Origin of the sequence: Bradyrhizobium sp. BRP22, assembly GCF_020194175.1 — a bacterium.
Classification (GTDB): Bacteria; Pseudomonadota; Alphaproteobacteria; order Rhizobiales; family Xanthobacteraceae; genus Bradyrhizobium.
The window spans coordinates 56,440-80,825 of sequence record NZ_JADYVX010000010.1; the positions used below are offsets into that span (position 1 = coordinate 56,440).

Here is a 24,386-nt window from a genome sequence, read left to right on the forward strand (position 1 = left end):
CGGAAGTGATGCGCGCGATGCGATCGCGAGAGAATTTCAGCGGAGGCGAATTCACGCCCCGCGGCAATAGCCTAGTGAGACAGATGTTTCGACTGCATCACCTGGCGCAGCGCCGCGTAGTGCTGATCATGCACATTCTGATTGAACAGCGACCATGGTTCAGCGCCCGCTAATAAAGCAGGGACAGCCGCGGCCATGAGATAGCGATAGTTCCTGAATTCGGTTGCAGCGTCAGCAGTGCGGCCTTCGGCTACGGCGATGTCTACTCGCCGCAGCATGAGGACGAGTTCCTTGAGACTGTTGCGCGCCAGGACGCGTTGTTGCTCGCCGCCCGACACACTGGTGTTCTTTCGATCCGGGTATCTCTCAGTCAGCTCGCGCAGTTCCTGTCCGATCGTGTCGACGGCCAGCGCGACGACCGCCTTGTCGCCCGAGGGGATTGCGGTCGCGAGCACCGTGTTGAAGTCGTTGATTTCCTTCAGCGTCGCGCCGGCGCCGTCGCGCTCATACGGCTGCACGCCATCGCCGATGGCGGTGAGATAGGCCACGAGGTCATGCTTGTCCTGCGCCGACAGGCCAAGATCGAACGCACGGTCGAAATGATCGACGACCTGATCAAAGCTGTCGAAGCGACCGTCGTGGAAATAGGGTGCGTTGAAATCCGCGTTGCGCAGGGTCGGCGTCTTGAACAGGCCGCCGGAACCGACGTCGTGCTGCTGGTGATCGATAAAGGCCGCCGACGGCACATGACAGCCGGCGCAGCTCAAGGCGGGATCATGCGGAAACGGTTTGGAGAACAAGGCTTCGCCGCGACGTTCGGACTCGCTGACTTTGCCGACCAGCCGGCCGCCTGGACCGAGACTCGGATTAGGCAGGAAGTCGATGTCCTGAACATAGGCGACGATGGCATCGATGATCGCCGACGACGGCTCGGGCCCGGCAAACTCGTTGACGATGACGTTGCGGATGAAGTCGCGCAGCGAGGCCGATCGCCCATCGCTCCCATAGGGCGCGAGATAGCGCGCACCGCGCAGGCTCGGAATCCTCACGGGATCGAGCACGAGATTGTTCGCCTTCGGATTGAACAATGGTCCGGTGACGTCGAAGTTGCCGGGCCGCGTCGACATCTTCGGCATGAAGAACTTGGCGTTGCCTGCGCCGTTGACGTGGCAGGTGCCGCAGCTCACGCCGGCTTGCCGCGCTACGTCGCCGAGGATCGCCGGCGAATTGAACGCGAGGTCGCCGAGGTTGACCATGTACGATTTCGCGCCGGCGCGCTCGGATTGAAACACCTCGCGGGGCTTGTCGAGCGCGTCTTCGTTCAGCTCGGTCTTTGTCGGCAGGACGGTCTGGTTGCCATCGACGGGAAAAGCCAGCGCGCGTCCAAGCGACGCGACGACAAGCAGACCGGACGCGAGCGCCGCGAGCCGAAGCCAAGGCGAGGTCATCGCACCTGGGCCTCCAGCGTCGGCCGCTGCAAGCCAAGCTTTGCGGAAGCCGTCTGCAGCGTCACCACCAGTTCCTCGCTGGTCTGGCGCAGCCGGGCGATATCGACATGCGGTAGGTCGGGCGCCGCGACGATCGCTTCCAGCAGCTCGATTCGCGTCGTCACCATTTCATCGAGCTTGCCATCCGCCGTGTTGAGGGCAGCGGAGAAAATCGTGTGGTAAGCAAAATCGATGCCGGCGATGTTGTTGCGCATGTCGTCGAGCGAGGTGCCGCTGATGCGGGATTCGCCGCCGTCGGCCTTGCTTTCCCCGACCTCATAAGCGAGCCGCGCCGTACCATCCAGCAATCCCTGCGGCGTGAGCTGCATGTCCTTGAGCTTGACGTGAAGATCGTTCAGGTGCTCCACCAACGCAGCGGCATCCTTGTCGACGTCGGTCTGGCCGGCGCCGAACAATTTCGCTTCGATGGCATGGAACCCGCTGTCGGCGTTCGGCCAGGCGTCGATCTGCGCGTCAAGCTCAGGCACAAAGCCGGTCGTAAAGACTTCCGAACGCTCCCAACCGGCGCGAGCCGAAACCCAGGCTTTTTTCGCGCCCGCGAGATCCCCCGCTGCAGCTCTTTCGCGCAGCGCTCGTGCGCCCGCCAAGGCGCTGCCAATGCCTTCGATCATGTACGGCCGATAGCGTTCGGCGCCCTCATCAAGCACTGCAGCATCTGCGCAACGCACACCGCTCAACATCACCAGCACAGCAAGACATGTCGCCACTCGCATTTTGTTCACCGTCATTCACGCATCAGCTATCGCTCGCAGCGACGGGAAATATTGTCAGCTTCCTATGCGGTTTTGTGACAGGCCGATTGCACGTTGCGGTTTTCTGCTGTGGGAAGTTTTTCCGACGATCACATTCTCGAAAGCTCGATCCGTACTTGTACTCATTGCTTGAAAATTGAGCTGTCAGCACGAATGAAATTCTGTGGTAAGCACTCACACACTTCGTCATTCATCGTAGCGATCATGCCAATCGACAGTGAAGCGGTGCAGTTCCTCGGATTCTATACCGCCCTTTGCGTGCTGTGCTGCGCGTTGGCATTGATCGACCTTCGCCGCGGCATCATTCCGGATGGCTTGAATCTTGCGATTGCCATCCTTGGCGTTGCGCAAGCCATGGCCTTCGGGAACCCGATCGACGGCTTGGCGGCGCTCGGTGAAGCCGCCGCGGTTGCAATGATCTTCTGGTCGTTGCGGCGGCTCTATTTTGTCCTGCGGCAGACCGAGGGGCTCGGGCTCGGCGATGTCAAATTTCTCGCAGCCGCCGCGACCTGGGTCGGGATCACCGGAATTCCAACGCTGCTCTCGATCGCCACCTTGACGGCGCTTGCGGCGGCTGGCGGCCTGCAACTCGCCGGGCGCCAGATGAAGCGCCAGACATCGATGCCATTCGGCCCGTTCTTGGCGCTGGGCCTGTTGCTGACGCCGGCTTTCCAGCGATGGCTCGGGATGAATTAGCTAACGGCGCGTCATATTGGACGTTCTGATCGTGCTCACCGGCACGAGATGGACCTCGCCACCACCCTCGCCGCCCGGCGGCGGCAGTGTCAGCACGGCACCCTGTTCATCCTTTTCCATGGTGACTTCCCGCCCGCGAATCGCACTCAGCCTCCAGCCCTGAAAATCTTCGCCGACTTTTAGCCGCAGCGCAGCATTGGTCGACTGATCAAGGAAGATGCCGAAGCCTTCCTCGTCTCCGGCGATGGTGCCAACGAGCGATAGCGGCGGAGGTTCGACTTCCTTCTTCCGCGGTGGCGGAGGTGGCCTGGCAACGACAGGTTCGGCGACCGCCACGGGCGGCGGACGCCGGGAGGGCGAGAACACCGGGCGCTCGCGTGTGTTGGAGAGTTGCGTGAGCGGAATGCCCCATAATGGATTGGCACTCAGTGGCCGGACCGGCGCCGCCGATGGTGGAGCCGCGCGCACGGTCGTCCCCGGTTCGGAAGGTGGCGGCGATGTCAGGACCGGCCCGCCGAGCCGCGTGTCATCCAACAGCCCGGCATCCAGTGCATCGCCGGATGTGTCAGGCGCGGCGGCCATGGATTGGACTGACAATGCTAAGCCCAGGAGGAAGGCGATGACTGCCAAACGCATCACCTGGCCCCCCGCCATTGTCCGGAGACACCCAGCAGCACGCGCAGCTTGCCCGGGCCGTCGCCCGTATTCGCCCCATCGAGGATGGTCTGCACGACGAGCTGGTCGATGAACAGAAACGGCATGCCGGCCTCCAGGTCGTAAAGCACCTGTTGCAACTGCTGCTGCTCGATTTCAAAGCTCGCGACCATGCTGATGAAGCCGGCCTTCGCAGGCGTATTGGGAACATCGAGCTGGGTCGACAAGACATTGCCGCCGAATTTCGTCACCGAGCCCGCCACGCGCTGCAGCAACGTGGCTCCGGCAACCGTGACCGTGGCGCCTTCGAGATAGGCCGAACCTGCCGGCATCGCCTCACCGGCGGCGCCGCCCGCCCTGGGCGCGCGGCCCTCCAACTGCGCCAGCATTGCCGACGATGCGGCGAGTTCGCTACGCTGACCGATAAGATCGGATATCGACGATATCGCCACGAACAGCAGCAGGATCAGCAGCCCGACATAGCTCGCGGCTGCCACGAACGGCGAGGTGCTGATTGCCTTCAATGACCGGGCTGATGCGTTCATGAGCCGGATCCAAAATAGGCCGATATATTGGCCTCGACATGAAAGCGCTCGCCCGACTCGTTCGCGGCGCGGGTGGTCGGCGCGAAGAATGTGGCGCGGGTGAACTGCGGCGACTGTTCCATCAGGCGGATGAGCGATGGCGCGTCCTGGGTCATGCCGACGACCTGCACCTTGTCGCCTTCGATGCGCAGCTCCGTCACATAGGTCGTGTCGGGCAGCACGCGCGAGAGCGCTTCCAGCACCATCACGCTCGACGGCGTGGTCTGCTTGCGTTTTGCCAACAGGCCGATGCCGGATGCCATGCTATTGGCATCAACCCGCAAAGCCGCGCGGCGCTGCGCAATCCGCTGCTGGATATCATCCTGCTCGGATTGCAACGATCCGCCGAGATAGATGCTCAGGAACAACGACGCAGCGGCGGCAACGGCCGTCGAGATCAGGGCGATACGCAACAGACGCGGCACATTCGGCCCCGCCATGCTACGAAGCCGCCTGTCGAGCAGCTTTATCCGAATTGGCACGTCGCCGGCGCCCGCGGCCGGGGCGTGGACGGCAACGGAGGCAGCGCCGAGCCTGTCGGCCAACTGCAGCAACGGATCGACCTTCGACGCCGAAGTCGCACTGAAAGCGACTTCGATCCGATCCTCAGCTACTGGAACTGGCGAACTCCAGCCGAAGACGGCCTCGTCCGCGGCCCATGGCGTCAGGCGGTCGACCTGCGAGCGGATCATGCCCTCGAGAAAGTCGGCCGCCCGCCTGGGGAAGTCGAGCACACGGGTCATGACATGATCAGCGGGCAGTTGCACCTCGACGCGGCTGCCCTTGAACGCCGCACTCCATTGCGCCGGCAACGGCGGCTCCGGCGTGCCATGCTGCATCCGGAAGGAGAGAGCTGTCGGAGCCTGGCTGTCCTTCGATGCAATCATGCTCCCGGTGAACGTGCCGTCGGCATTCTCGTCAAGTTGGATGCAGCGCTGACGCACCAGTCTGTCCGCAATGCTGTCGACCGCGCCGGCAGCCGCTGCGATCCATAGTTCGAACCATTGCCTGGTCTGCGCGATCATCGCCATCACGTGCTCCCGCGGCGCGAAACCGCGTTTCGCGGTGCGACGTCATCCTGCCAGGACAGCACCCGATAGGGTTCGATCTTGTCGCCCATGGCGATCACGACCTCCGAAGTGGTGCGGCGGCCGTTGCGAAAACGGATCGTGGTCTCGACGCGGTAGCAAGGACTCTTGGCCGTCGACGCATCGTTCTTCGCTGAATCAGACGGTGGCGACGCCGGCCGGGCGGCATTCAGCGAGACCGAACTACCGCCGAACGGGGCTTGCTTGTTCGCGGATTTGTCGGGCATCGCCTCAATGACCTCCCGCGCCGCGATCGCCGGATCGACATCGGGAGATCCGTTGAACACCGTCACGAACGGCAGTGCACGCTCCACCAGTGCGGCCGGCACGCCGACCACCAGCGCCAGTTCATTGACGTGGGTAAAAGGCGCCTGCCGCGGCGAATAGCCGGCCGAATTGTAACGTGCTTCCTCCTCGTTCGCGCTGCCGGGAACGGGACGGGTTCGCCAGCCGACGACCCGATCCGCATATTCGATAGCTGCATCCTTGCCGGCGCCGAGCGCGGTAAACAGGCCGGCCAACATTTCCTTCGGAGCAAGATTGAGATCGATTCGGGCAGCTTCCGAAATGAAGGCAACCTGGACGCTCGCATCATCCATGCGGAAGTGAAAGGCTCCCTGCGGAGGCTTGGCAGATTCGTCCGCCAGCGCCAGCTGGTAGGCGGTCAGCTCGAGGCTGGCGGACACCAGCGCTTCGGTCTGCAGCGCGGTTACATTGACCGCGATCGCCCGCGTGGACGCCGATAAATAGGCGGCAAAGACCATGGCGAGGGATGCGAGCGCCGCGAGAATCCACAACACGGCCACGATGACGAAGCCGCGTTCGGCTGAGCATTTACGTGCGCCGATCGCCGTCATCACGTCCTCCCCGGCTCGGCAGCGCCTTGCGCGCTGCTCTTGTTGTCGTCGCATTGGCCATCCGGCTTCGTGCAATCGCTCGGCAGCTGGACATGAACCGGCGCGATCGTCGAGACCGACAACACGCGCTGGCTCGCGGCATCACGCACCGTCAGCTTGATCATGGCCGGCAGCCGGTCGGCGTTTCGCCACGTGCTTTTCCAGACATGATCGGGGCCGGCATAGGCGAATGACAGACGAAAGGGCGCGCGCAGCAGCACCACCGGATCGCCGAGATGTGTTTGTTCCGACAGCGATAGACCAATGGGCAGCGGTGTGAAGCGCGCCCGCGAGCGCACGGTGACGAATTCTCCGCGCTCCCTGGTCTCACCGAGACGCACGACATCGAGTCCCGGCCCGGCATTCGGGCCGACCGCCGTTCGCACGAACATGACCGACAATTCCGATCCGTCGAACAGCGGACGACGCGAATCGCGGTTGGCGGGAACAAATTCGGCCGCAGCCAGGTCCGCAGCAATCCGCTCCAGCGCGATGCCGGTCAGCTCGCTGCGCTGGATGCGGCCAAATCCTCTGTTCCAGTTCGGCAGCCATTGCGCGGTGATGCTCGCGAGCGCCGACAGCAGGAGCCCCATCAGCGCCAGCGCGACGATGGTCTCTATCAGCGTAAATCCGCGCTCGCGCGCGCGCCGCGTTGCCGATGCTGGACTCATTCCGATGGCCTCGGCACCAAGCGCACGGTCCGGACATCGGATAGCGCACCCGTCGGCGACCTGACGCGAATCCGCACTAACTCTGGCGTCCACGGCACATTGGCGCCCGGAACGTTCCAATCATCGCCGAGCGGACTGACGTCGATGGTCCAGCGATAGCCTTCGGCCTGGCCCGTCGAGGTGCCCTGCTGCAATTCCGCGCGAGGCGGAACGCCCACGGTTATCAAGGTGCGCGCCGCCTGCATCAGCGCCACGTGCTGCTCCAATGCCCGCACGCCACGCATGTTGCCGGCCATGACGGTGCCGATCGCGATAATGGAGACGGCCACCACCGCCAGCGCCACCAGCACTTCGATGATCGTGAAGCCTGCATCTGGGCGATCAGTTGGCGGCGTTGTCACGGGGAACAACCTCGACCCTTCCGGTGAGCCAGTTGACGCGGATCTCGTAGCCGGCGTCGAGCCGCGTCAGCGCGATGGATCCGCCACACGAACTGCCGTTGGCGAAGAAGCGAATGGTCGACAGCGCCGCCTGACGCTGGCAGGTTTGCGGCAACAGCGCATCGAAGCGTACGTCCTCGGGAATGCGGACCGTCGACCGCGATGAACCGGAATGGATCACGCGGCTCGGCGCATCGACCAGGGTCGCGATGCTGGTATTGCGGTTGATGGCGGCGTTGCGGTCCGCTTTCAGGAGCGTCGCGGTCTGCAGCGCGTAGGCCTGCAGTCGCGACCGCGATGTCTGGCGTGGAATGAACGGCAGCAGCACGGCAGCCAGCAATGCGATGATGGCGAGCACACACACCATCTCCAGCAGAGTGAAGCCGCGCTGCGTGACGTCATTCATCTCGGGCGGCCGTCGTCTTTTCGAGAGAAATGTCGGCGGAGTTGCCGCTGCCCCCCTCCTGGCCGTCGGCACCATAGGAGACGATGTCGTAGGGACCGTGCTCCCCAGGCGACCGATAGACGTAGGCGTGATTCCAGGGATCCTTCGGAACATTGCCGCCCTTCAGATATGGCCCGTTCCACGCGGCAAGTCCCGGCGTGCGCTGCACCAGCGCGGCAAGTCCCTCCGCGGTCGAAGGAAAGCGTCCGGCGTCGAGATAGAACAGATCGAGCGCACTCGAAAAGCTCTGTAGCTGGATGCGCGCGGCCTTGACCTTGGACTCGCTGAGATAGTTGAGCACGCGCGGGCCGATCAAGCCCATGATCAGGCCGATGATGGCAATCACGACCAGCATCTCGACCAGCGTGAAGCCCTCTTGACCGAGATAAGCGTGCTCGTTTCTGGCGCGCGCGGCCCCATGCCCGAAGCGGGCGACGAGCAATTCAGCGATGCTCTTGAGCGAAATCATGATGAAACCCCTGCTCTAGCCGACAAGTTGCGTGACCGACAGCAGCGCCGTCATCACCGACACGATCAATCCGCCGACGACGGTGCTGATGGTGATGATCGCAAGCGGTCCGACGATGCCGACGATGCGATCGAGGCTGCGCTGCAATTTTGCCTCGTAGAATTCGGCGACCCGTCCCGCCAGGACCGGCAATTGCCCGGTTTCTTCACCTAAGCGAAGCATGCGGACGGCCATCGGCGGCAGGCTGTTGGCAACGGCAAGGGCTTCCGACAATTTTCCGCCATGCCGGACGCGGTCGGCAGCGGCCGTCCAGCTCGTTTCACTTCCCGTCACCGCCATGATGTCAACCAGGATACGCAAAGTGGCCGTGAGATTGACGCCGCTGCCGAGCAGGACACCAAGATTGCGGCAGAACAGGCTGGCGCGATAGAATTGAAAGATGTTGCCGATGAGGGGCAACTGCGACAGCGCGTTCAGTATTGCGGCCCGCACGCCTGCCTGCCGTAGCAGCCACCAGCCGACCGCGATGGCCGTGGCCGCGATCAAGCTGGCTGCCGTCGCATTGGCGCGCAGGAAATCGGACAACTGGATGAAGGTGGCGAGCGCCGTATCGGACTTCGCGCCGAAATCCCCAAGCACGGTGGAGAATTGCGGCAACACGAACAGCAGAAAGAACAGCATCACGCCTGACGCCGCGACCAGGACGAAGGCGGGATACTGCATGGCGTCGGTGAGTTTCCGCCGCATCTGTTCGGAACGCGCGCGCTCCGCGCCTAGCATCTCAAGCACGGAATCGAGCGTGCCCGAGACTTCGCCGACGCGCACCAAGGCGCCATACATCGGTGAAAACAAAGCGGGATGATCCGCCACTGCATCGGCAAAACTTTCGCCGGCGAGCAGCGCCGCCCGAATCTTCGCCACTATGGGGCGCATCCGCCCGACATCGGCATCGCCGGACAGCAATTCCAACGCATCGTCGAGGCGAGCGCCCGCCTTGAGCAGCAGCGCAAGGTCGCGCGTGAACGTGGTGATCTCGGCGGCGCTCGGCCGGCCAAACAGGCCGAGACCTGCCGCATTGGGGGAAGCCCGTTTGTCCTCTATGGTTTCGATCGGCAGGAGCCGCAGATATTCGATCCGGCGCGCGACCTCGGCCACCGTCGGCGCGCTGATCGTGCCGTTCACGATCTCGCCGTTCTGGGTCAGCGCGCGGTAACGGAAATTCGGCACGTGGTCACCGGATGGTCGTGACGCGGAGAATTTCGGCGGGCGACGTCAGCCCGGCGCGGCATTTGGCGATCCCGTCGTCGAGCATTGTCGTCATGCCGGCACGGATCGCCGCCTGATCGATCTTCAATCCGTCGGTCCTCTCCCCGATCAGCTCGCGCAGCTCGTTGGAAATTTCGAGCAGTTCGAACACGCCAAGCCGGCCGCGATAGCCGATGCCGCCGCAACGTTCGCACCCGCAAGGTTCCTGGATCGTTTCGCCGGCGCGGAACCCGAATGCAGCAAGCCGCGGATCCTCGGCAAGATCAGCGGGCTCGAGCGTCCGTCCTGATTTGCAGCGTTCACAGAGCTGCCGGACAAGACGCTGCGCGATGACGCCGCGCAGGACCGATCGAAGCAGATAGCCCTCGACGCCGAGGTCGAGCAGGCGCGGCACCGCCGCGGCTGCCGTCTCGGTATGCAGCGTCGTCAGCACGAGATGGCCGGTGAGCGCCGCATGGACCGCGACATGCGCGGTCTCGGAATCTCTGATTTCGCCGACCATGATCACGTCCGGGTCCTGGCGCACGAACGAGCGCAACGCGGTGGCGAAGGTCAGGCCGATCGCGGGCTTAACCTGGGATTGATTGACGCCGGGAATTTCGTACTCGACCGGATCCTCAATCGTCAGGATCTTGCGCGTCGGCTCATTGAGGATTGAGAGGATCGTTGCAAGCGTCGTCGTCTTGCCGCTGCCGGTCGGACCGGTGATGACGATCATGCCGTGCGGCAATTCGAGCAGCCGCCGCAGCTTGCTTTCGTCGGGCGCCGAGAATCCCAGTTTTTCCACCACCAGCAACCCGCGATCCTTCGGCAGGATGCGAATGACGGCCGACTCGCCGTGTTGCATCGGCATGATCGCGACGCGGATATCGATGTCGGAACGTCCTGCCCGCAGCCGCGCCGCACCATCCTGCGGCAGCCTGCGCTCGGCGATGTTGAGATTGGCGATGATCTTGATGCGGGAGATGACGGCTTGCGGCAGCACGCCGGATAGCGCCGGCACCGGACGAAGCAGGCCATCGATACGCAAGCGAACCACGAGGCCGGAGAGGAACGGCTCGATATGGATGTCACTGGCGCGGAGCTCTACGGCCTTTTCAATGAGGTCATTGACCGCGCGGACCACCGGTGCGCCGCTCGCAAGATCGCGCAGGCTCTCGATATCATCTTCGCGCGGCAGCGCCGCCGCCGGTTCGGCGGCGTCCGTGTCACCGATATTCAACCGTTGATCCAGGACGACGGCGACGTCCTCCGAGGTTGCGATCTTGATCGCGATCGCGGTGCCGAGCACGATCTGCGCTGCGCGCTGTGTCGCCTGATCGGTCGGATCGACGACCGCAAGCACCATCGCGCCATCGGAGGTGGCGCACGGATAAACCATGGTCTCGCGCAGGAAGCGCTGCGAGAACGATGTCACGAGCGGCGCGGCCGACATCATCTCCTGCAGGCTCACGCGGCCCAGCTCAAAAAAACGGGCGGCCTCGTCGGCAAATTCGACCGGTGAGAGAGTGGTGATCTCCCAAAGCTTGTGGTGGCGGCGGTCGGCGCCGCTCTGTCCCGCGTGTCCCGCATCCCCATCAACCGGCGTCAAATGCTTGTTCTGACGGAGATGGTCGACGAACTGCGAGGACCGATCGCTGGCCATTTCGTCTTTTTCCGTCATTTGGTTTGGAGCAGCGCAGACGTCAGGCGTGTCGTTATCGATCCGAAGTGTGACAGGCATACGAATGCTGCGCCTGCTCACCACTCAAGAAACATCGGGCCTGACCTTCCTGATCCGAATGACTGCCTCATTTTCATGCTTCGGCCTCCATCGCAGAATGGTAGCCGCGGCAACAATCACGTAACCAATTTATTTCTGTCATGTTCGGTCGCTAATAGTTTGAACGGACAGGGGCGGATTGTCGAACATCCTCCAGTCGGAAAACGGCAAGAAGTTATGGTGCGCGTAGGCAAGCTGGGCCGCTACCAACGGATTCGTGGCGGCATCGGCGCCGCCTTTGTTTTGTTGTCGCTGGGGCTGTTGGCATCCTGCAACTCGGCAACGGTTGGCGGAGGCGTGGATACGGCTCAAGTCGACATCGACGACAAGGTGCGCTCGCTCGATTTGTTGCCGCGGCAATCACAACCTGTGAACGCCCTGGGCGCCGCTGGCGGTCAGAGCGGCGGCGTACGCGCGGCGATGTATGAGGGAACTGAAGTCACAGCCGTTTCCGACGAGCGGCTGCAACCGACAGCGAATGGCAGCGGCTTCGATCTGAACTTCGAGAACACGCCGATTGCGACTGTCGCCAAGGTCGTGCTCGGCGACATACTTCATGTCGGCTACACCATCGATCCGCGGGTGCAGGGAACGGTGAGCCTGGTGTCGGTGCGTCCGGTGCCGAAGTCGGACATCGTGTTCGTGCTGGAGAATGCCTTGAGATTGAGCGGCGTCGTGCTGCTTCGCGATACGACCGGCTACCGGCTCACGCCGCTTGGCGACGCGGTCGGCGGCGGCCGGGTCGATACCGCGAGCGGCAACCCGGAACCCGGGTTCGGCGTCTCGGTCGTGCCTTTACAATATGTCTCGGCGCAAACGCTGTTGAAGCTGATGGACAGCTTCGCCACCAAGGCCGGTGCCACACGCGCCGATACGACACGAAACCTCATTCTGATTCAAGGAACCGGCGCTGAGCGCCGCACCGCGGTCGATACCGTGCTCAGCTTCGATGTCGACTGGATGCGCGGCCAATCCGTCGGCATCTTCCCGATCACGAGCGGCTCGCCGGCACCCATCATCGCCGAGATGGAGAAGATCGTCGATTCCGGCGAAAACGGCCTCAGCCAGAACATCATCAAGTTCCTGCCCATCGCCCGCCTCAACGCGGTGCTGGTGGTGACGAAGAAACCGGAAATGCTTCGCACGGCGGCGACCTGGATCAAGCGCCTCGATCGAAACGATACTGCGCGGACCACCGTCCACGTTTATCGCGTCAAGTTCGGTGACGCCCGCCAGATCGCGCGGGTGTTGACGGACATGTTCCTCGGCGGCTCGTCCTCGAGCCTGACCGAGAGCGCCGACAGCCAGATCGCGCCGGGGTCCGGAATCGCGGCGAGTTCGAGTGCTGCGGATCGGCTTTCGCTCAATGGCAATTTGGGGTCAAACACAAACGGCGGCTTTGCCTCTCGCGGCAACATGGGCATGAATGGCACGCCAGGCCTCGGCGGCAACGCTGGCCTCGGCGGGCAGCCGGCCAGTCCCAATCAGAACGGCGGTGGCAATGCTGCTCCGCTCGACAGTGGCCGCGGCTCCGGAAACGGCCAGCCGATGATGCAGGACGTGCGGATCACGCCCGACACCGTCAACAACACGCTGCTGATCTACGCCGACCAGGCGAACTACCGGATCATCGAAGCGACGCTGGTGCAGATCGACCAGCCGCAATTGCAGGTCGCGATCGATGCAACGATTGCCGAGGTCACGCTCAACAACACGTTATCTTATGGCGTGCAGGCCTATCTGACGAGCCGAAATGTCGGATTGAAACCGAACACGGGCTCCATCCTCAACACCCAGGCCGGCACAGCGCCGACGACGACTACCGATCCGACGACGGGCGCGGCTACCGTGGCTGGATCTGTCACCAACGCTTTCATCAACCGCGCCTTCCCCGGCTTCAACTTCCTGATCGGGTCTGAGACCCAGCCGAGCCTGATCCTTGATGCGTTGCATGCGGTCACCAGCGTCAAGGTGCTCTCGAACCCGTCGCTGGTGGTGATCAACAACCAGGTGGCGACGCTGCAGGTCGGCGATGTCGTGCCGGTGTCAACCGGAAGCGCGACGGTGCTGACGACGAACAACACGGTCGTGAACACGATCGACTATCGAAACACCGGCATCATCCTGCGGGTTTCGCCGCGCATCAGCGTGAACGGCAATGTCCGGCTCGACGTCGAACAGGAGATCAGCAACGTGCCTGCGGCCAGCGCCAACAGCCTGACGCCGACGGTGTCGGAGCGGCGGGTAAAGAGCCAGATCTCGGTGGCGAACGGTCAGACCGTGCTGCTGGCGGGCCTGATCAGCGAACAGCAGAACGGTACGCGCAATGCCATTCCGGTGCTCGACCAGATTCCGGGCGTCGGCGATGCCTTCGGACATCAGAGCAACAGCACCCAGCGCACCGAACTGATCATCTTCATCCGCCCGCAGATCATCCGCGACGGCTCCGACGCGCATGTCGTGGCGGAAGAGCTTCGATCGAAGCTGCGCGGCAGCATCGCCACGACGTCGACCAACGCCCCGATCACCACCAGCTTCCATTGAGCGGGACAACAGAATGCCGAGCGTCCGCGCTACGCGCCGATTTCTCCTTGCGTTGCTCGCCATCGCTCTTTCGGCTGCTGCATCCCCGGCCACGGCTGGCAGCCTCTCGCGCGGGACGGCTGCATTCCATCGCGGCGATTACATCCGCGCGTTCCGCGAGCTCTCACCGCTGGCCGAACGCGAGAATCCGACCGCGCTCGGCCTGCTGGGTTTCATGTATGAGCACGGCTTCGGCGCGCCGCAAGCCTACGACGCCGCCGCTGATCTCTATGGCCGCGCCGCCGTTCAGGGCAATCCATTCGCGCAGGCCATGCTCGGCCTGATGTATGACAAGGGCCACGGCGTTCCGCAGGATTTCGTCCTTGCCTATAAGTGGCTCAACCTCGCGGCGGCCCGAACCGACGGGCGCGAGCGAGATGCCTATGCAAGGTTCCGCAACGCCGTCGCCTCAAAGATGTCGACCGATGAGATCGCGATCGGCCAGCGGCTCGCGCTGAACTGGTCGCCGGCCTTTCCCGCGTCCGCTGTGCGCCCCTTAATAGTGTCTCCGTCACATTAGGTTGGCTGACCCGCCGACGCCGCCAGTTTCGTCAAAAGCTGGAGCATGCCCGCCGTGCTCGTCACAGAAGCGTCAATCCCCGCCCGTCACAACCGGTTGCGATTTGTGACAAAATTGCTACCGTCGCATGTCAGTTCGACTACGCGGAGCAGAGCCCATGAGTATGGAGTGGCGGGCGCGGCCAAATCCGGTCGTTCGGTGGTGGGGTCTGTTGACCCTGGTCAGTGTCGCCAACATCGCGCTTTGGTTCTTGCTGTACGGCGAGTTCCACAAACTTCCTTCGAGCGGGGTGGGCAACGCCGCGGGCAGTGAGTCCATGTTCCTGCTTTCCGCGGCCTATGTCTTTGGCTGCGCGTTCAGGTCGTTGCTTCCGCGCGCGGATGTCCAGCGGATCTGCCTGTTCGATACCTGGCTATCGAGCGTCTTCGTCGGTCGGTCGGTGGCAACCGTGGCCGAGATCTGCTTTGCCGTGCAGTGGGCGATCATCCTGAACCAGCTCGGCGGGACCGTCGGCGCGGAGACGACGTTGAATGCCGCGCGAGTGATCGTCCCCCTGATCATCATTGCCGAATGCTTCTCATGGTACGCGGTGGTGTCCACCAACTATCTGGGCAACGCCATCGAGAACTCGATATGGGCCATCGCCTTCTTCGTGGTCGGCGTCGGCCTCTGCCGGCTCCTGCCTGAATATCACGGTCCGGTTCGCCTGGCCCTCATCGTCGCGATCGTGGGGATTGCGGGCTATCTGGCTTTTCTCATTACGGTCGATGTGCCGATGTATTTGAGCCGATGGCAGGCGGGTCTTGCCGATGGCAGCAAGCTCCTCGGTTTTCTCGAGGGGCTCCACGACGTGAGCACGCGCTGGGTCGTGACGCACGACTTTGAGCACTGGAAGGACGAGATCGCCTGGATGTCGCTTTATTTCAGCGCGGCGGTCTGGGCCAGCCTCGCGCTCTGCGTCGTCTATTCGCTCGATGGTCATCTGCCGCAATATCGCACCGAAGCGGCGGCCGCGAATTGCCCTGCAGCGTTTTGCAGCCTGCCGCAAGGTGCACGCGAGGATCGATATTTTCGCGTGACCTACGCGCCAGGTTGATCGGTTTTCGGCGGCAACTCGCCAGATGCCGCGCAAAGCGTACTATCGATGCGTGACACCGTCAGACGCGTGAATGATGTATCGGATCTTGGCCCGACCTTCATCGACGATATCCCATTGCGGAAGGACGTCGTTTCTGAACCTGTGACCCGCAACGATGACTTGGTCTCCGTCAACAGCCTCAACCGTTGCTGCTTTTCGTATCCCGTCGTCGGTCGGCCCACATATCTGAAGAATAACTGGATCGCCAAGCGCCAGCTTTCGCATGTCCCCCTGCCCACCAATAGTCCTAGCCACTGGTTTGGTATCACCGCAATCCATGATCGAGCAAGTGAAATGGCCGCGATGATGGAGTACCCCTATACTGCTCTGCGCTGTCGTCCCGTCGAAATACGGAGATGCACAACCACAGGAGCTTTGTCGTAGGGCGAGCAAGCCGATGCAGATGCAGCGTCTCGCATCGCCGGCAAACAACAGCCCCGTAGGATGGGGTAGAGCGAAGCGAAACCCATCGGCTTCACTCACAAGCGGCACGAATGATGGGTTTCGCTGCGCTCCACCCATCCTATGATTCCGGACGACGCCGTGATTGCGAACGGGGACATCGGATTCAATCGTCAAACAGCTTCTCCGCTGTCATCGTCCGCGACGGCGGACGATCCAGTATTCCAGAGGCGGCCGTGCTTAAGCTCAGACACCGCGGGTTACTGGATCCCGCCTGCGCGGGGCATGACGGTGGAGTGTGGTGAGAGGATGTGAGTCCGCGTTCTCGCGGCGCATTGCGCCCGAGCTTTGCGTCTCGTTCACGCTCTTCATCGGGCGGAGGCGCAGGAAAGCTGGGTGCCGGTTGCACCTGCGCGCCCTGTCAACAGAGAGCACGGGGCGCAGCGCTCGGCCCCAGGCTTTTCAAGCATGGCGAAGCGATCGTGGCCGCACTGCCGCGGCTATCGATTTCACTTCAGGCGCGAAAGAAAATCGCGCATCGCTGCAGCGATCTCCTCGCAATGAGATTCGAGTGCAAAGTGACCGGTATCGAAGAAGCGGACCTCCGCGCCCGGAATGTCTCGCTTGAACGCCTCCGCACCCGGCGGCAGAAAGAAAGGATCATTCCTGCCCCAAACCGCCAGGAACGGCGGTTGTGCTTGCGGAAGTACTGCTGGAAGGTCGGGTAAAGCGCGATGTTGCTCTTGTAGTCGCCAAACAGGTCTAGTTGGACCTCGTCAGCGCCGGGCCGTGCGAGATAGAAGTTGTCTAGCGAATAGCCGTCCGGGGACACGGAGGTCGTATCGGACACGCCGTGCGTATATTGCCAAATCGTCGTTTCAGGCGCGAGCAAGGATCGGAACGCGTCGCGATTGGCCTGTGAGGGATCCTGCCAGTAGGCGCGGATCGGATTCCAACCCTCGCTCAGCCCTTCCTCATACGCGTTGCCGTTTTGCGAGATGATCGCAGTGATGCGCTCCGGATGGCGGACGGCCAATCGAAAGCCGGTCGGGGCACCGTAATCGAACACATAGACAGATCGTGGTGCGTGATCGGCCCGCCAGGCGGGACCGTGGCCATCGAGGGGTTTCGGGCCTCGTCTGGCGCCGGCAGCGACGTTGGCAATCACCTGAGTCGCTGCTTCTCCCATTGGCACGATCGTTGGCCGACCTCGTCTGCACCGAAGATTATCACCTACGTGAAAGCCTGCGAGGGGCCGGATTGCACGCTCCTGTTCATTGATCGAACCCGAAGCCGCGCGCGCAGATGGTGCAGCATGGCGGTGTGCGGCAATCGGGCAAAGCAGGCCGCGCACCGGAAGCGCGCCCGGCAGGCACGAAAACGTTCAAGGTAGATACAGCGAATGCGAGGGTCCGCACCATCGCGGGCCCGCGGCTCACTCGTCGCGCAAGTGGTCAACGGCCGTCCGGGCCGCCTGACATCATGCCCGACGGGATCTGGCGCGGTCCAAAGATCGCCTTCGCCACGTCGCCTACGGCTTCGACGTTCTCCTCGACGTCCTGGAAGCAAACGATCCTGCAGGGGCAGGCCTCTAGGCCCTCATAGCGCCACGGAAAAGCGCCGATGACGGCGCGCTTGTTCAGCATCAACTCGATGTCGCCGCCGACATTTTCCGCGTGAATGAGCCCTTCCTGGAAGGCCTGCGAGTGAAATGGGAAGTAGTCTTCCACGACTTTCCGGCCGGAGCGCTTGTGGGTGTACGCGTTCTTTCCGAAGAACTCGTCGCAGCTCATTCCGACCTTCGCCTCGAATTGTTTGGCGAGATCCGGCCGCATGCGTCGGATCGTGGTGTTCATCGCATGATCGCCGGACCCGCAGTCGATTCCGAACCACTTGATCTTTTTCTTCAGCATCCAATCGAGAAGCTCCTGCTTCCCACCGGGATGCATGCAGAAATACTTCACCAGGTCCTGCTGCGGCTTGCCTTCCCAATAGCGGTGCCAGCCCGTGTGAATGATGAGGATGTCTCCATCCTTTACTTCAACCGGCGCACTTTCGATCATTTCGGGCGTGATGACGGCCCAATCCTCCATGTGCTCGGACACGTCGACGACTGCGCCCGGCCCGACCAGAAAATCCAGGGGATAGGACGCCATATCGCCCATGCCGTCGGTGCCGTGCATCGCGCCGTCGATGTGAGTGCCGACATGGAGCGCGGAATCGATCCGCTGCGCGACGATGTGGATCGTCTGCAGATTCTGCGCGTAATACATCTTGTTGCCGGCATATCCGACCCAGCCGGGCGTGTGCACATTCATCAGATGAGACAGGTCGACGATCTTCATCGCGCGAATTCCTTTGCTTACGTTGATCGGCTTACGCAGCCTTCTTGAAGAGCGAGCCCAACCACCCCTTCAAGGCCGCGAAAAACAGAGCGCTTGTGTTGAGCGGCTTGACCGCGCCAGAACCAGGCGAGAATTGCGCGACCGACGCGTTCGCCTGAGAATCGTCGGCTTCAGCCACCGCGGCGCTCCTGGCGCCGAGTTCGGTTTCGGCATTTCTCACAAATTCACCAACGAGCTGATTGGCGATCTCCGTGATGAGCCCGGTTCTTCCAAACTGAGCGATGCTTCCGGAGAGCTGGACGTCAGCAAGAACATCGACGCGGGTGGCGTTGCCTTCGGGAAGGAGCGCGCACAGCATCGACATTTTCCCGCGGCTGGCGCCTTTTTTGTCGACACCCTTGCCCTCGAACTCGACCTTCTTTGCGTCTTCGTCGTATTTGACCTTTGCTTCGCCCTCGAAGCTCGCCTGGAATGGCCCTACCTTGGCGGAGACCTTTCCGCTGATGGCGCCATCGTCCTTTGTGCCGAGATATTCCGCTCCAGGCAGGCACGCAGCAACGCTCGGAACGTCATGGAAGAAGGCCCACACGGTGGGGAGAGGTTGCGAGACGACGAAGTTCTGCTTGATTTCCATGACTTGCTTCCGAAGTTGTCGGGGCAACCTCTCTTTCAATGATATTCAAACCTATCGAACTGAATTCAAGAGAGCAATCCCATTTGCTGAAAACCTCAAAGGCGCTCGGCCATCATGCTTTGAGGAGGACGCGCTTTCGCCATCGCACGTCAGCCCGCCCAATTCGTAATCAGCTCCGCGATAAAATTTCAGCATTGCGACGATGTCTTATTAAAATATATGATGTATATCAATTAGATATAATATATTGCATGCAGCATACATATTGTTGTTGCCGCCCCTCTTCGATTGAACCAGACTTGGCGCCGTCAGGGGACGAATGAACGTCAATGGCGACGCTTCTCTAGAAGTCTGCCGGCAGTTGGAGGGAGCAATGAGCGATCAGGTGTCCGCGATCGGAGCGACAGGCGCCGTCAGGCCGAGCGGCGTGCGCTGGAATATCTTCCTGCTGATGCTGTTCCTGATCTCGATCAACTACATCGATCGCGCTTCGCTTTCGGTCGCAATGCCGCTGATCTCCAAGGAGTTCGACATTGATCCAGCGATGCAGGGCCTGATCCTGAGTTCGTTCTTCTGGACCTACGCCGCCATGCAGATTCCCGGCGGCCTGCTCGCCGACCATTACAAGCCGCGGATCGTGATCGCCTTGGCGACGATCTTCTGGGGTTTCTTCCAGGCGATCGCCGCGGTTGCCACCAGCTGGTGGGTATTGCTGCTGACCCGGCTTGGACTGGGCGCATCGGAAGCGCCGATCTATCCGGCCGGCGGCAAGCTCAACGCGATCTGGATGACGCAGAACGAGCGCGGTCGTGGCGCGACGCTGCTCGACGGCGGCGCGCCGCTCGGCGCCGCGCTCGGCTCGATCGTGATCGCATGGCTGATCGCAGCCTTCGATTCCTGGCGCACCGCCTTTGTCATCGCCGGTGTCGGCACGATGCTGTGCGGCCTGTGGGCCTGGTACTACATCCGCAACGAACCGCGAGAGCACCCGTCGGTCAACGAGGCCGAAGCGCGCTACCTCGAACAGGCGCATGCGCTGGAAGACGCCGCCACGCCGCCCTCCTCCGGAGGGAGCTGGATCGCCTATTTCCGCTTCCGTTCGGTCTGGTGCATGTGCCTGGGCTGGATGTTCTTCAACACCACGTTCTATGGCCTGCTGACGTGGATGCCGACCTATCTGTTCAAGGTGCACAATTTCGATATCAAGGCGCTCGGCGGCGCATCCTTCATCATCTTCTTCGCGGGCTTCGTCGGCGAACTGGTCGGCGGCTGGATCGGCGATGCCTGGCGCAGCCGCGGCGGCGCACCGAACCTGGTGTTCCGCACCCTGTTCGGCATTGCCGCCATCATGGCGACGGTGTCGATTTTCCTGGTGGCCTATGTGGGCAACCCGGTGGCGGTCGTGGTGCTGTTGTCCTCCACGCTGTTCTTCCTGCGCTGGTGCGGGATGTATTGGGCGATCCCTTCCGCGCTGGCGGGCCGCGACAAATCGGGCTTCCTCGGCGGCTGCATGAATCTCGGCGGCAACATCGCGGGCATCATGACCCCACTGATCGTCGGCCTGATCGTCCAGGCCACCGGCTCCTACTTCCTGGCCCTGATGTTCTTCGCCGCCGCCGGCGTTGCGCTGTTGATCTGCTCGACCCTGATCGATTACAGCCGCAAATTGCCGGTCTAGAGCATGATCCGGAGAAGTGGAAACCGGTTTTCCGAAAAGATCACGCTTAAACAAGGAGACGTGATGCTTGAGGCTGCAACATGACCGGTCCGATCCGGCTCGGCATGCTGACCCCTTCGTCCAACACTGCGCTGGAGCCGATCACCTGTGCGATGCTGGCCGGGATCGCGGATGTCACGGCGCATTTCTCGCGCTTCAAGGTGACTGAAATCGCGCTATCCGAATCCGCGCTCCGCCAGTTCGACGACAGCGAGATCCTGCGCGCCGCCGAACTGCTCGCGCATGCGAAAGTGGACGTCATTGCCTGGAACGGAACATCGGCGAGCTGGCTCGGCTTCGAACGCGACCAACACCTACGCGAGCGGATCACGGCCGCGACCGGCATCAAGGCCTGCACCACCGTGCTCGCCTTCCGCGACCTGCTCCGGCGCCGCCGGGCGGAGCGCATCGGGCTGGTGACGCCTTATCGGCGAGACGTGCAGGAGAAGATCATCGCCAACTGGGCATCCGAAGGCCTGCATTGCGTCGCTGAGCGCCACCTTTCGTTGCAGGACAATTTTTCCTTCGCGGAAGTGCCGGAGACCGAGGTGGCGAGGTTGATCGAAGAGGTCGCACGCGAGGGCTGCGACGCCGTCGCGGTGGTATGCACCAATATGCGGGGCGCCGGCGCCGCCGCGCCGCTCGAGGCAAAGCTTGGCGTGCCGGTGTTCGATTCGATCGCGGTGACCCTGTGGGCGTGCCTCGCTGCAACCGGTATTGATCCGTCGCGCATCCGTGGCTGGGGCAGCCTGTTTCAGATCCCGATCCAGCCTGATTGACGCCTTCCACGGGACAATCGAAGGTGCGGAGATTCATGAACGGAACGAAAATTGACCGTGACTGAGACCAAAGGGACCAAGACCAGGAAAGCGCCAAAATCGCGCCGCGGCGTCACCGCGCTGCAACGGCGGCGGCTGCGCGTGCCGCGAACCGGCCTGCATGAGCAGGCCGCGACGCGGCTTCGCACACTGATCGTGCGCGGCGATCTCAAGCCCGGCGAGCAATTGCTCGAGGCCGATCTGTCCGAGGCGCTCGGCATCTCGCGCACGCCGCTGCGCGAGGCGCTGAAGCAATTGGCGGCCGAGGGCCTGGTCGAACTGCGCCTCAACCGCAGCGCCGTCGTCGCGCCGTTCCGTCGCGATGAGTTGACCGAGCTGTTCGAGGCGGTGAGCGGGATCGAGCGCTGCGCCGCCGAGCTTGCCGCAACGCGAATGGTGGCGCGCGAGGTGGAACGGCTGGAGGCGCTGCAGGAGCGCATCGAATGGCACCACGACCGCGGCGAGCTGCGCGAATATTTCGAGATCAACCAGCAGATTCACAGCGCCATCGTCGGATTCGCCCGCAACACGGTGTTGAAGGCCACACATGATATCCTGCTGGCGCGGGTCGAACGCGCACGCTTCTTTGCCCTGTCGGTCCATGGGCGATGGGATGAATCGGTGCGCGATCATCAGGACATCCTGGCCGCGCTCAAGGCCGGCGATGCCGACCGCGCCGGGCAACTGCTCGGCCACCATGTCCGCCGCACCGGCGAGATCATGGCGGCCACGCTGGACTCCGATGCGGATGATGCAGGCACGGCGAAGGCTCGGCCCAACATGCGCGGCATCACGAGAAAGGCCGAGCCGTGAAGATCCTGCTGCTCAATCCCAACACCACGTCAGCGGTCACTGACTTGCTCCACGCGGCCGGCGCGCAAGTAGCTTCGCCCGGCACCGAGTTGGTGGCGATGACGGCCAGACGCGGCGTGCCCTACATCGCGACCCGTGCCGAGGCCCAGATCGGCGGCGCCATCGCGCTGGAAATGCTCGCCGAGGCCGGCACCGCTATCGACGCTGCGATCATTGCCGCGTTCGGCGACCCCGGCCTGTTCGGCGCGCGCGAACTGTTCGACATTCCGGTGGTTGGCCTTGCCGAAGCCGCGATGCTGACCGCCTGCATGGTGGGCCAGCGCTTTTCCATCGTGACGTTCGCCCGCGCGCTCGCGCCCTGGTACCAGGAATGCGTTGCCATGCATGGTCTCTCCGCGCGTTGCGCCGGGATACGGACGCCCGAAGACGGCTTCCGATCGATTGCGGACGTCCAGGCCGAGAAAGAGGACGTGCTGGTGACGCTCGCCAACCGCACGGTCGAACAGGATGGCGCTGACGTCGTCATTCTTTCCGGCGCGCCGCTGGCCGGCCTTGCCGCCAAGGTCAGCCATCGCATTCCGGTGCCGGTGATCGATCCGGTCGCGGCAGCGGTGCGGCAGGCCGAGACGCTCGTCGTCCTGAAGCCGCGCAAGCCCGTCGCCGGAACATTCCGCCGGCCCGATCCCAAGACGACCATCGGGCTGGCCGAGCCGCTGGCCGCGATCATCGAGCATCGGCCCCGACATGATGAAGGAGAGTCCAACTGATGTCGTTCGACACCATCATCCGCGGCGGCACCGTTGCGACCGCCGCCGACACTTTTGCATGCGACGTCGGAATCCAGGGCGGCAAGATCGCGGCCCTGGGGCACGATCTCGGTGCAGCGGAGACGATCATCGACGCCACCGATCGCCTGGTGCTGCCCGGCGGCATCGACAGCCACGTTCATTTCGCCCAGCCATCCGGCGACGGCATCGTCATGGCCGACGGCTTTGCCAGCGGCACGCGCTCGGCGGCATTCGGCGGCAACACCACCGTGCTGCCATTCTGCCTGCAGGAGAAAGGCCAGACGCTGCGCGAGGCACTGCGGCGTTACCACGCGCTGGCGGACGGCGAATGTCATGTCGATGTCGCCTTTCATCTCATCGTCACCGACCCGACCGAGCAGGTGCTCGGCCAGGAACTGCCGGCGCTGGTCGAGGACGGCTACACCTCGCTCAAGGTGTTCATGACCTATGAGGGATTGGCGCTATCGGACCGCGAGCTGCTTGAAACCATGTCGGTTGCGCGCGAGACGGGCGCTACGCTGATGGTGCATGCGGAAAATTTCGACGCCATCCGCTTTCTCACCGATCGCCTCGAGCGCGCCGGCAAGACCGCGCCACATTTCCATGCGATCTCGCGGCCAATTCCGGTCGAGCGCGAGGCCACGCATCGCGCCATCTCGCTGGCCGAACTCGTCGACGTGCCGATCATGATCGTGCACGTGTCGAACCGCGACGCCATGGAGGAAATCCGGCGCGCCCAGCAGCGCGGGCTGAAGGTGATGGGCGAGACCTGCCCGCAATATCTGGTTCTGACCGAGAAGGATCTGGAACAGCTCAACATGGAGGGCGCCAAGTACGTGTGCTCGCCGCCGCCACGCGACATCGCCAGCCAGCAGGCGTGCTGGGAAGGTCTGCAGCAGAAGGTGTTTTCCGTGTTCTCGTCCGATCATTGCCCGTTCCGCTATGACGATCCGCAAGGAAAGCTTGTGCCTAAGGGCCGCACCAGTTTCCGCTGGGTGCCGAACGGCATTCCCGGCGTCGCGACACGACTGCCGATCCTGTTCTCGGAAGGCGTGGTGAAGGGGCGCATCGGCCTCAACGATTTCGTCGCGTTCAGCGCGACCAACCACGCAAAGATCTACGGCCTCTATCCGCGCAAGGGCACGATCGCGGTGGGATCGGACGCCGACATCGCGCTGTGGGATCCGAAGCGCAAGGTCACGATCCGCCACGACCTGATCCATGATGGCGCTGATTACACGCCCTATGAGGGGCTCGAGGTCACGGGCTGGCCGGTGCTGACCATGGTGCGCGGACGCGTGGTGGTCGACGATGGCGCCCTGGTCGGAGACAAGGGCCATGGCACCTACCTGCCGCGGAGCAAGCCCGCGGCGACAGCCACCTTTCCACATCCCTAA

At 62.9% G+C, this 24,386-nt stretch carries 24 protein-coding genes and 2 pseudogenes; 11 read left to right on the forward strand and 15 right to left on the reverse strand.

From position 1 onward, the window contains the following. Positions 1-71 precede the first annotated feature (71 nt). Positions 72-1,448, reverse strand: a complete 1,377-nt coding sequence (locus I6F35_RS15425) for a cytochrome c peroxidase (protein ID WP_225118537.1) — start codon at positions 1,446-1,448, stop codon at positions 72-74. Continuing rightward, positions 1,445-2,236, reverse strand: a complete 792-nt coding sequence (locus I6F35_RS15430; protein WP_225118538.1) for an EfeM/EfeO family lipoprotein — start codon at positions 2,234-2,236, stop codon at positions 1,445-1,447. Before I6F35_RS15430 ends, I6F35_RS15425 begins: the two co-directional genes overlap by 4 nt. A 78-nt stretch (positions 2,237-2,314) precedes the next feature. On the opposite strand from I6F35_RS15430, the gene I6F35_RS15435 reads away from it, so the two are divergent. Beyond that, positions 2,315-2,956, forward strand: a complete 642-nt coding sequence (locus I6F35_RS15435; protein ID WP_225118539.1) for an A24 family peptidase — start codon at positions 2,315-2,317, stop codon at positions 2,954-2,956. Here the strand turns inward: I6F35_RS15435 and I6F35_RS15440 are convergent, their stop codons facing one another. From I6F35_RS15440 to I6F35_RS15485, 10 genes are read right to left on the reverse strand one after another with little or no spacing between them, the layout of a single operon-like run. Then, positions 2,957-3,592 (reverse strand): hypothetical protein, encoded by a 636-nt coding sequence (locus I6F35_RS15440; protein ID WP_225118540.1) that lies wholly within the window; start codon positions 3,590-3,592, stop codon positions 2,957-2,959. It abuts the gene before it with no gap. Next, positions 3,592-4,155 carry a type II secretion system protein GspM gene (gene gspM, locus I6F35_RS15445; RefSeq protein WP_225118541.1) on the reverse strand — a complete coding sequence of 188 codons (564 nt, stop codon included), beginning with the start codon at positions 4,153-4,155 and terminating at the stop codon, positions 3,592-3,594. Before gspM ends, I6F35_RS15440 begins: the two co-directional genes overlap by 1 nt. Further along, positions 4,152-5,225, reverse strand: a complete 1,074-nt coding sequence (locus I6F35_RS15450) for a PilN domain-containing protein (protein ID WP_225118542.1) — start codon at positions 5,223-5,225, stop codon at positions 4,152-4,154. The genes gspM and I6F35_RS15450 overlap by 4 nt, the downstream gene beginning before the upstream one ends. After that, positions 5,225-6,139: a type II secretion system protein GspK gene (locus tag I6F35_RS15455; RefSeq protein ID WP_225118543.1), complete on the reverse strand. Its 915-nt coding sequence runs from the start codon at positions 6,137-6,139 to the stop codon at positions 5,225-5,227. The genes I6F35_RS15450 and I6F35_RS15455 overlap by 1 nt, the downstream gene beginning before the upstream one ends. Beyond that, positions 6,139-6,849, reverse strand: a complete 711-nt coding sequence (locus tag I6F35_RS15460; protein ID WP_225118544.1) for a prepilin-type N-terminal cleavage/methylation domain-containing protein — start codon at positions 6,847-6,849, stop codon at positions 6,139-6,141. The genes I6F35_RS15455 and I6F35_RS15460 overlap by 1 nt, the downstream gene beginning before the upstream one ends. After that, positions 6,846-7,250: a prepilin-type N-terminal cleavage/methylation domain-containing protein gene (locus I6F35_RS15465; protein ID WP_225118545.1), complete on the reverse strand. Its 405-nt coding sequence runs from the start codon at positions 7,248-7,250 to the stop codon at positions 6,846-6,848. The genes I6F35_RS15460 and I6F35_RS15465 overlap by 4 nt, the downstream gene beginning before the upstream one ends. Then, complete coding sequence (locus I6F35_RS15470; protein ID WP_225118546.1) at positions 7,231-7,695, reverse strand: type II secretion system protein; 465 nt, start codon at positions 7,693-7,695, stop codon at positions 7,231-7,233. Before I6F35_RS15470 ends, I6F35_RS15465 begins: the two co-directional genes overlap by 20 nt. After that, positions 7,688-8,203: a type II secretion system major pseudopilin GspG gene (gene gspG, locus I6F35_RS15475; protein WP_225118547.1), complete on the reverse strand. Its 516-nt coding sequence runs from the start codon at positions 8,201-8,203 to the stop codon at positions 7,688-7,690. Before gspG ends, I6F35_RS15470 begins: the two co-directional genes overlap by 8 nt. A 15-nt stretch (positions 8,204-8,218) precedes the next feature. Next, positions 8,219-9,430, reverse strand: a complete 1,212-nt coding sequence (locus I6F35_RS15480; protein WP_225118548.1) for a type II secretion system F family protein — start codon at positions 9,428-9,430, stop codon at positions 8,219-8,221. 4 nt (positions 9,431-9,434) lie between these two features. Then, complete coding sequence (locus I6F35_RS15485; RefSeq protein ID WP_225118549.1) at positions 9,435-11,114, reverse strand: GspE/PulE family protein; 1,680 nt, start codon at positions 11,112-11,114, stop codon at positions 9,435-9,437. 294 nt (positions 11,115-11,408) lie between these two features. On the opposite strand from I6F35_RS15485, the gene gspD reads away from it, so the two are divergent. The 4 genes from gspD to I6F35_RS15505 all read left to right on the forward strand — a co-directional run bounded on the left by gspD (position 11,409) and on the right by I6F35_RS15505 (position 15,856). After that, positions 11,409-13,775: a type II secretion system secretin GspD gene (gspD, locus tag I6F35_RS15490; RefSeq protein ID WP_225118550.1), complete on the forward strand. Its 2,367-nt coding sequence runs from the start codon at positions 11,409-11,411 to the stop codon at positions 13,773-13,775. Between the two features lie 13 nt (positions 13,776-13,788). After that, a complete protein-coding gene (locus tag I6F35_RS15495) occupies positions 13,789-14,334 on the forward strand; it encodes a tetratricopeptide repeat protein (RefSeq protein WP_225118551.1) in 546 nt (181 codons plus the stop codon). Between the two features lie 157 nt (positions 14,335-14,491). Next, the gene (locus I6F35_RS15500) at positions 14,492-15,430 is read left to right on the forward strand and encodes a hypothetical protein (RefSeq protein ID WP_225118552.1); all 939 of its coding nucleotides are present in this window, start codon (positions 14,492-14,494) and stop codon (positions 15,428-15,430) included. A gap of 48 nt (positions 15,431-15,478) precedes the next feature. Continuing rightward, positions 15,479-15,856 (forward strand): hypothetical protein, encoded by a 378-nt coding sequence (locus I6F35_RS15505; RefSeq protein WP_225118553.1) that lies wholly within the window; start codon positions 15,479-15,481, stop codon positions 15,854-15,856. Positions 15,857-16,383: 527 nt separating this feature from the next. Here I6F35_RS15505 and I6F35_RS15510 read toward each other — a convergent pair. Beyond that, a pseudogene (locus I6F35_RS15510) lies at positions 16,384-16,952 on the reverse strand (alpha/beta fold hydrolase); the annotation flags it as partial. 74 nt (positions 16,953-17,026) lie between these two features. Between I6F35_RS15510 and I6F35_RS15515 the strand changes: the two are divergent. After that, positions 17,027-17,267: pseudogene (locus I6F35_RS15515) on the forward strand (CGNR zinc finger domain-containing protein); the annotation flags it as partial. A 61-nt stretch (positions 17,268-17,328) separates the two neighbouring features. Here I6F35_RS15515 and I6F35_RS15520 read toward each other — a convergent pair. Continuing rightward, positions 17,329-18,219 (reverse strand): cyclase family protein, encoded by an 891-nt coding sequence (locus I6F35_RS15520; protein ID WP_225118554.1) that lies wholly within the window; start codon positions 18,217-18,219, stop codon positions 17,329-17,331. Positions 18,220-18,250: 31 nt separating this feature from the next. Further along, entirely contained in the window at positions 18,251-18,892 is a 642-nt protein-coding gene (locus I6F35_RS15525; RefSeq protein WP_225118555.1) for an SRPBCC family protein, read from the reverse strand. 334 nt (positions 18,893-19,226) lie between these two features. Here I6F35_RS15525 and I6F35_RS15530 point away from each other — a divergent pair, with 334 nt between their 5' ends. The 5 genes from I6F35_RS15530 (at position 19,227) to hydA (ending at position 24,386) form a co-directional block, all read left to right on the forward strand. Continuing rightward, positions 19,227-20,531, forward strand: coding sequence for an MFS transporter (locus I6F35_RS15530; protein ID WP_225118556.1), 1,305 nt, complete (start codon positions 19,227-19,229; stop codon positions 20,529-20,531). 80 nt (positions 20,532-20,611) lie between these two features. Further along, positions 20,612-21,349 carry an aspartate/glutamate racemase family protein gene (locus I6F35_RS15535; RefSeq protein ID WP_225118557.1) on the forward strand — a complete coding sequence of 246 codons (738 nt, stop codon included), beginning with the start codon at positions 20,612-20,614 and terminating at the stop codon, positions 21,347-21,349. 57 nt (positions 21,350-21,406) lie between these two features. Then, entirely contained in the window at positions 21,407-22,201 is a 795-nt protein-coding gene (locus I6F35_RS15540) for a GntR family transcriptional regulator (protein ID WP_225118558.1), read from the forward strand. Next, the gene (locus I6F35_RS15545) at positions 22,198-22,968 is read left to right on the forward strand and encodes an aspartate/glutamate racemase family protein (protein ID WP_225118559.1); all 771 of its coding nucleotides are present in this window, start codon (positions 22,198-22,200) and stop codon (positions 22,966-22,968) included. The genes I6F35_RS15540 and I6F35_RS15545 overlap by 4 nt, the downstream gene beginning before the upstream one ends. Continuing rightward, the gene (gene hydA / locus I6F35_RS15550) at positions 22,968-24,386 is read left to right on the forward strand and encodes a dihydropyrimidinase (RefSeq protein ID WP_225118560.1); all 1,419 of its coding nucleotides are present in this window, start codon (positions 22,968-22,970) and stop codon (positions 24,384-24,386) included. The genes I6F35_RS15545 and hydA overlap by 1 nt, the downstream gene beginning before the upstream one ends.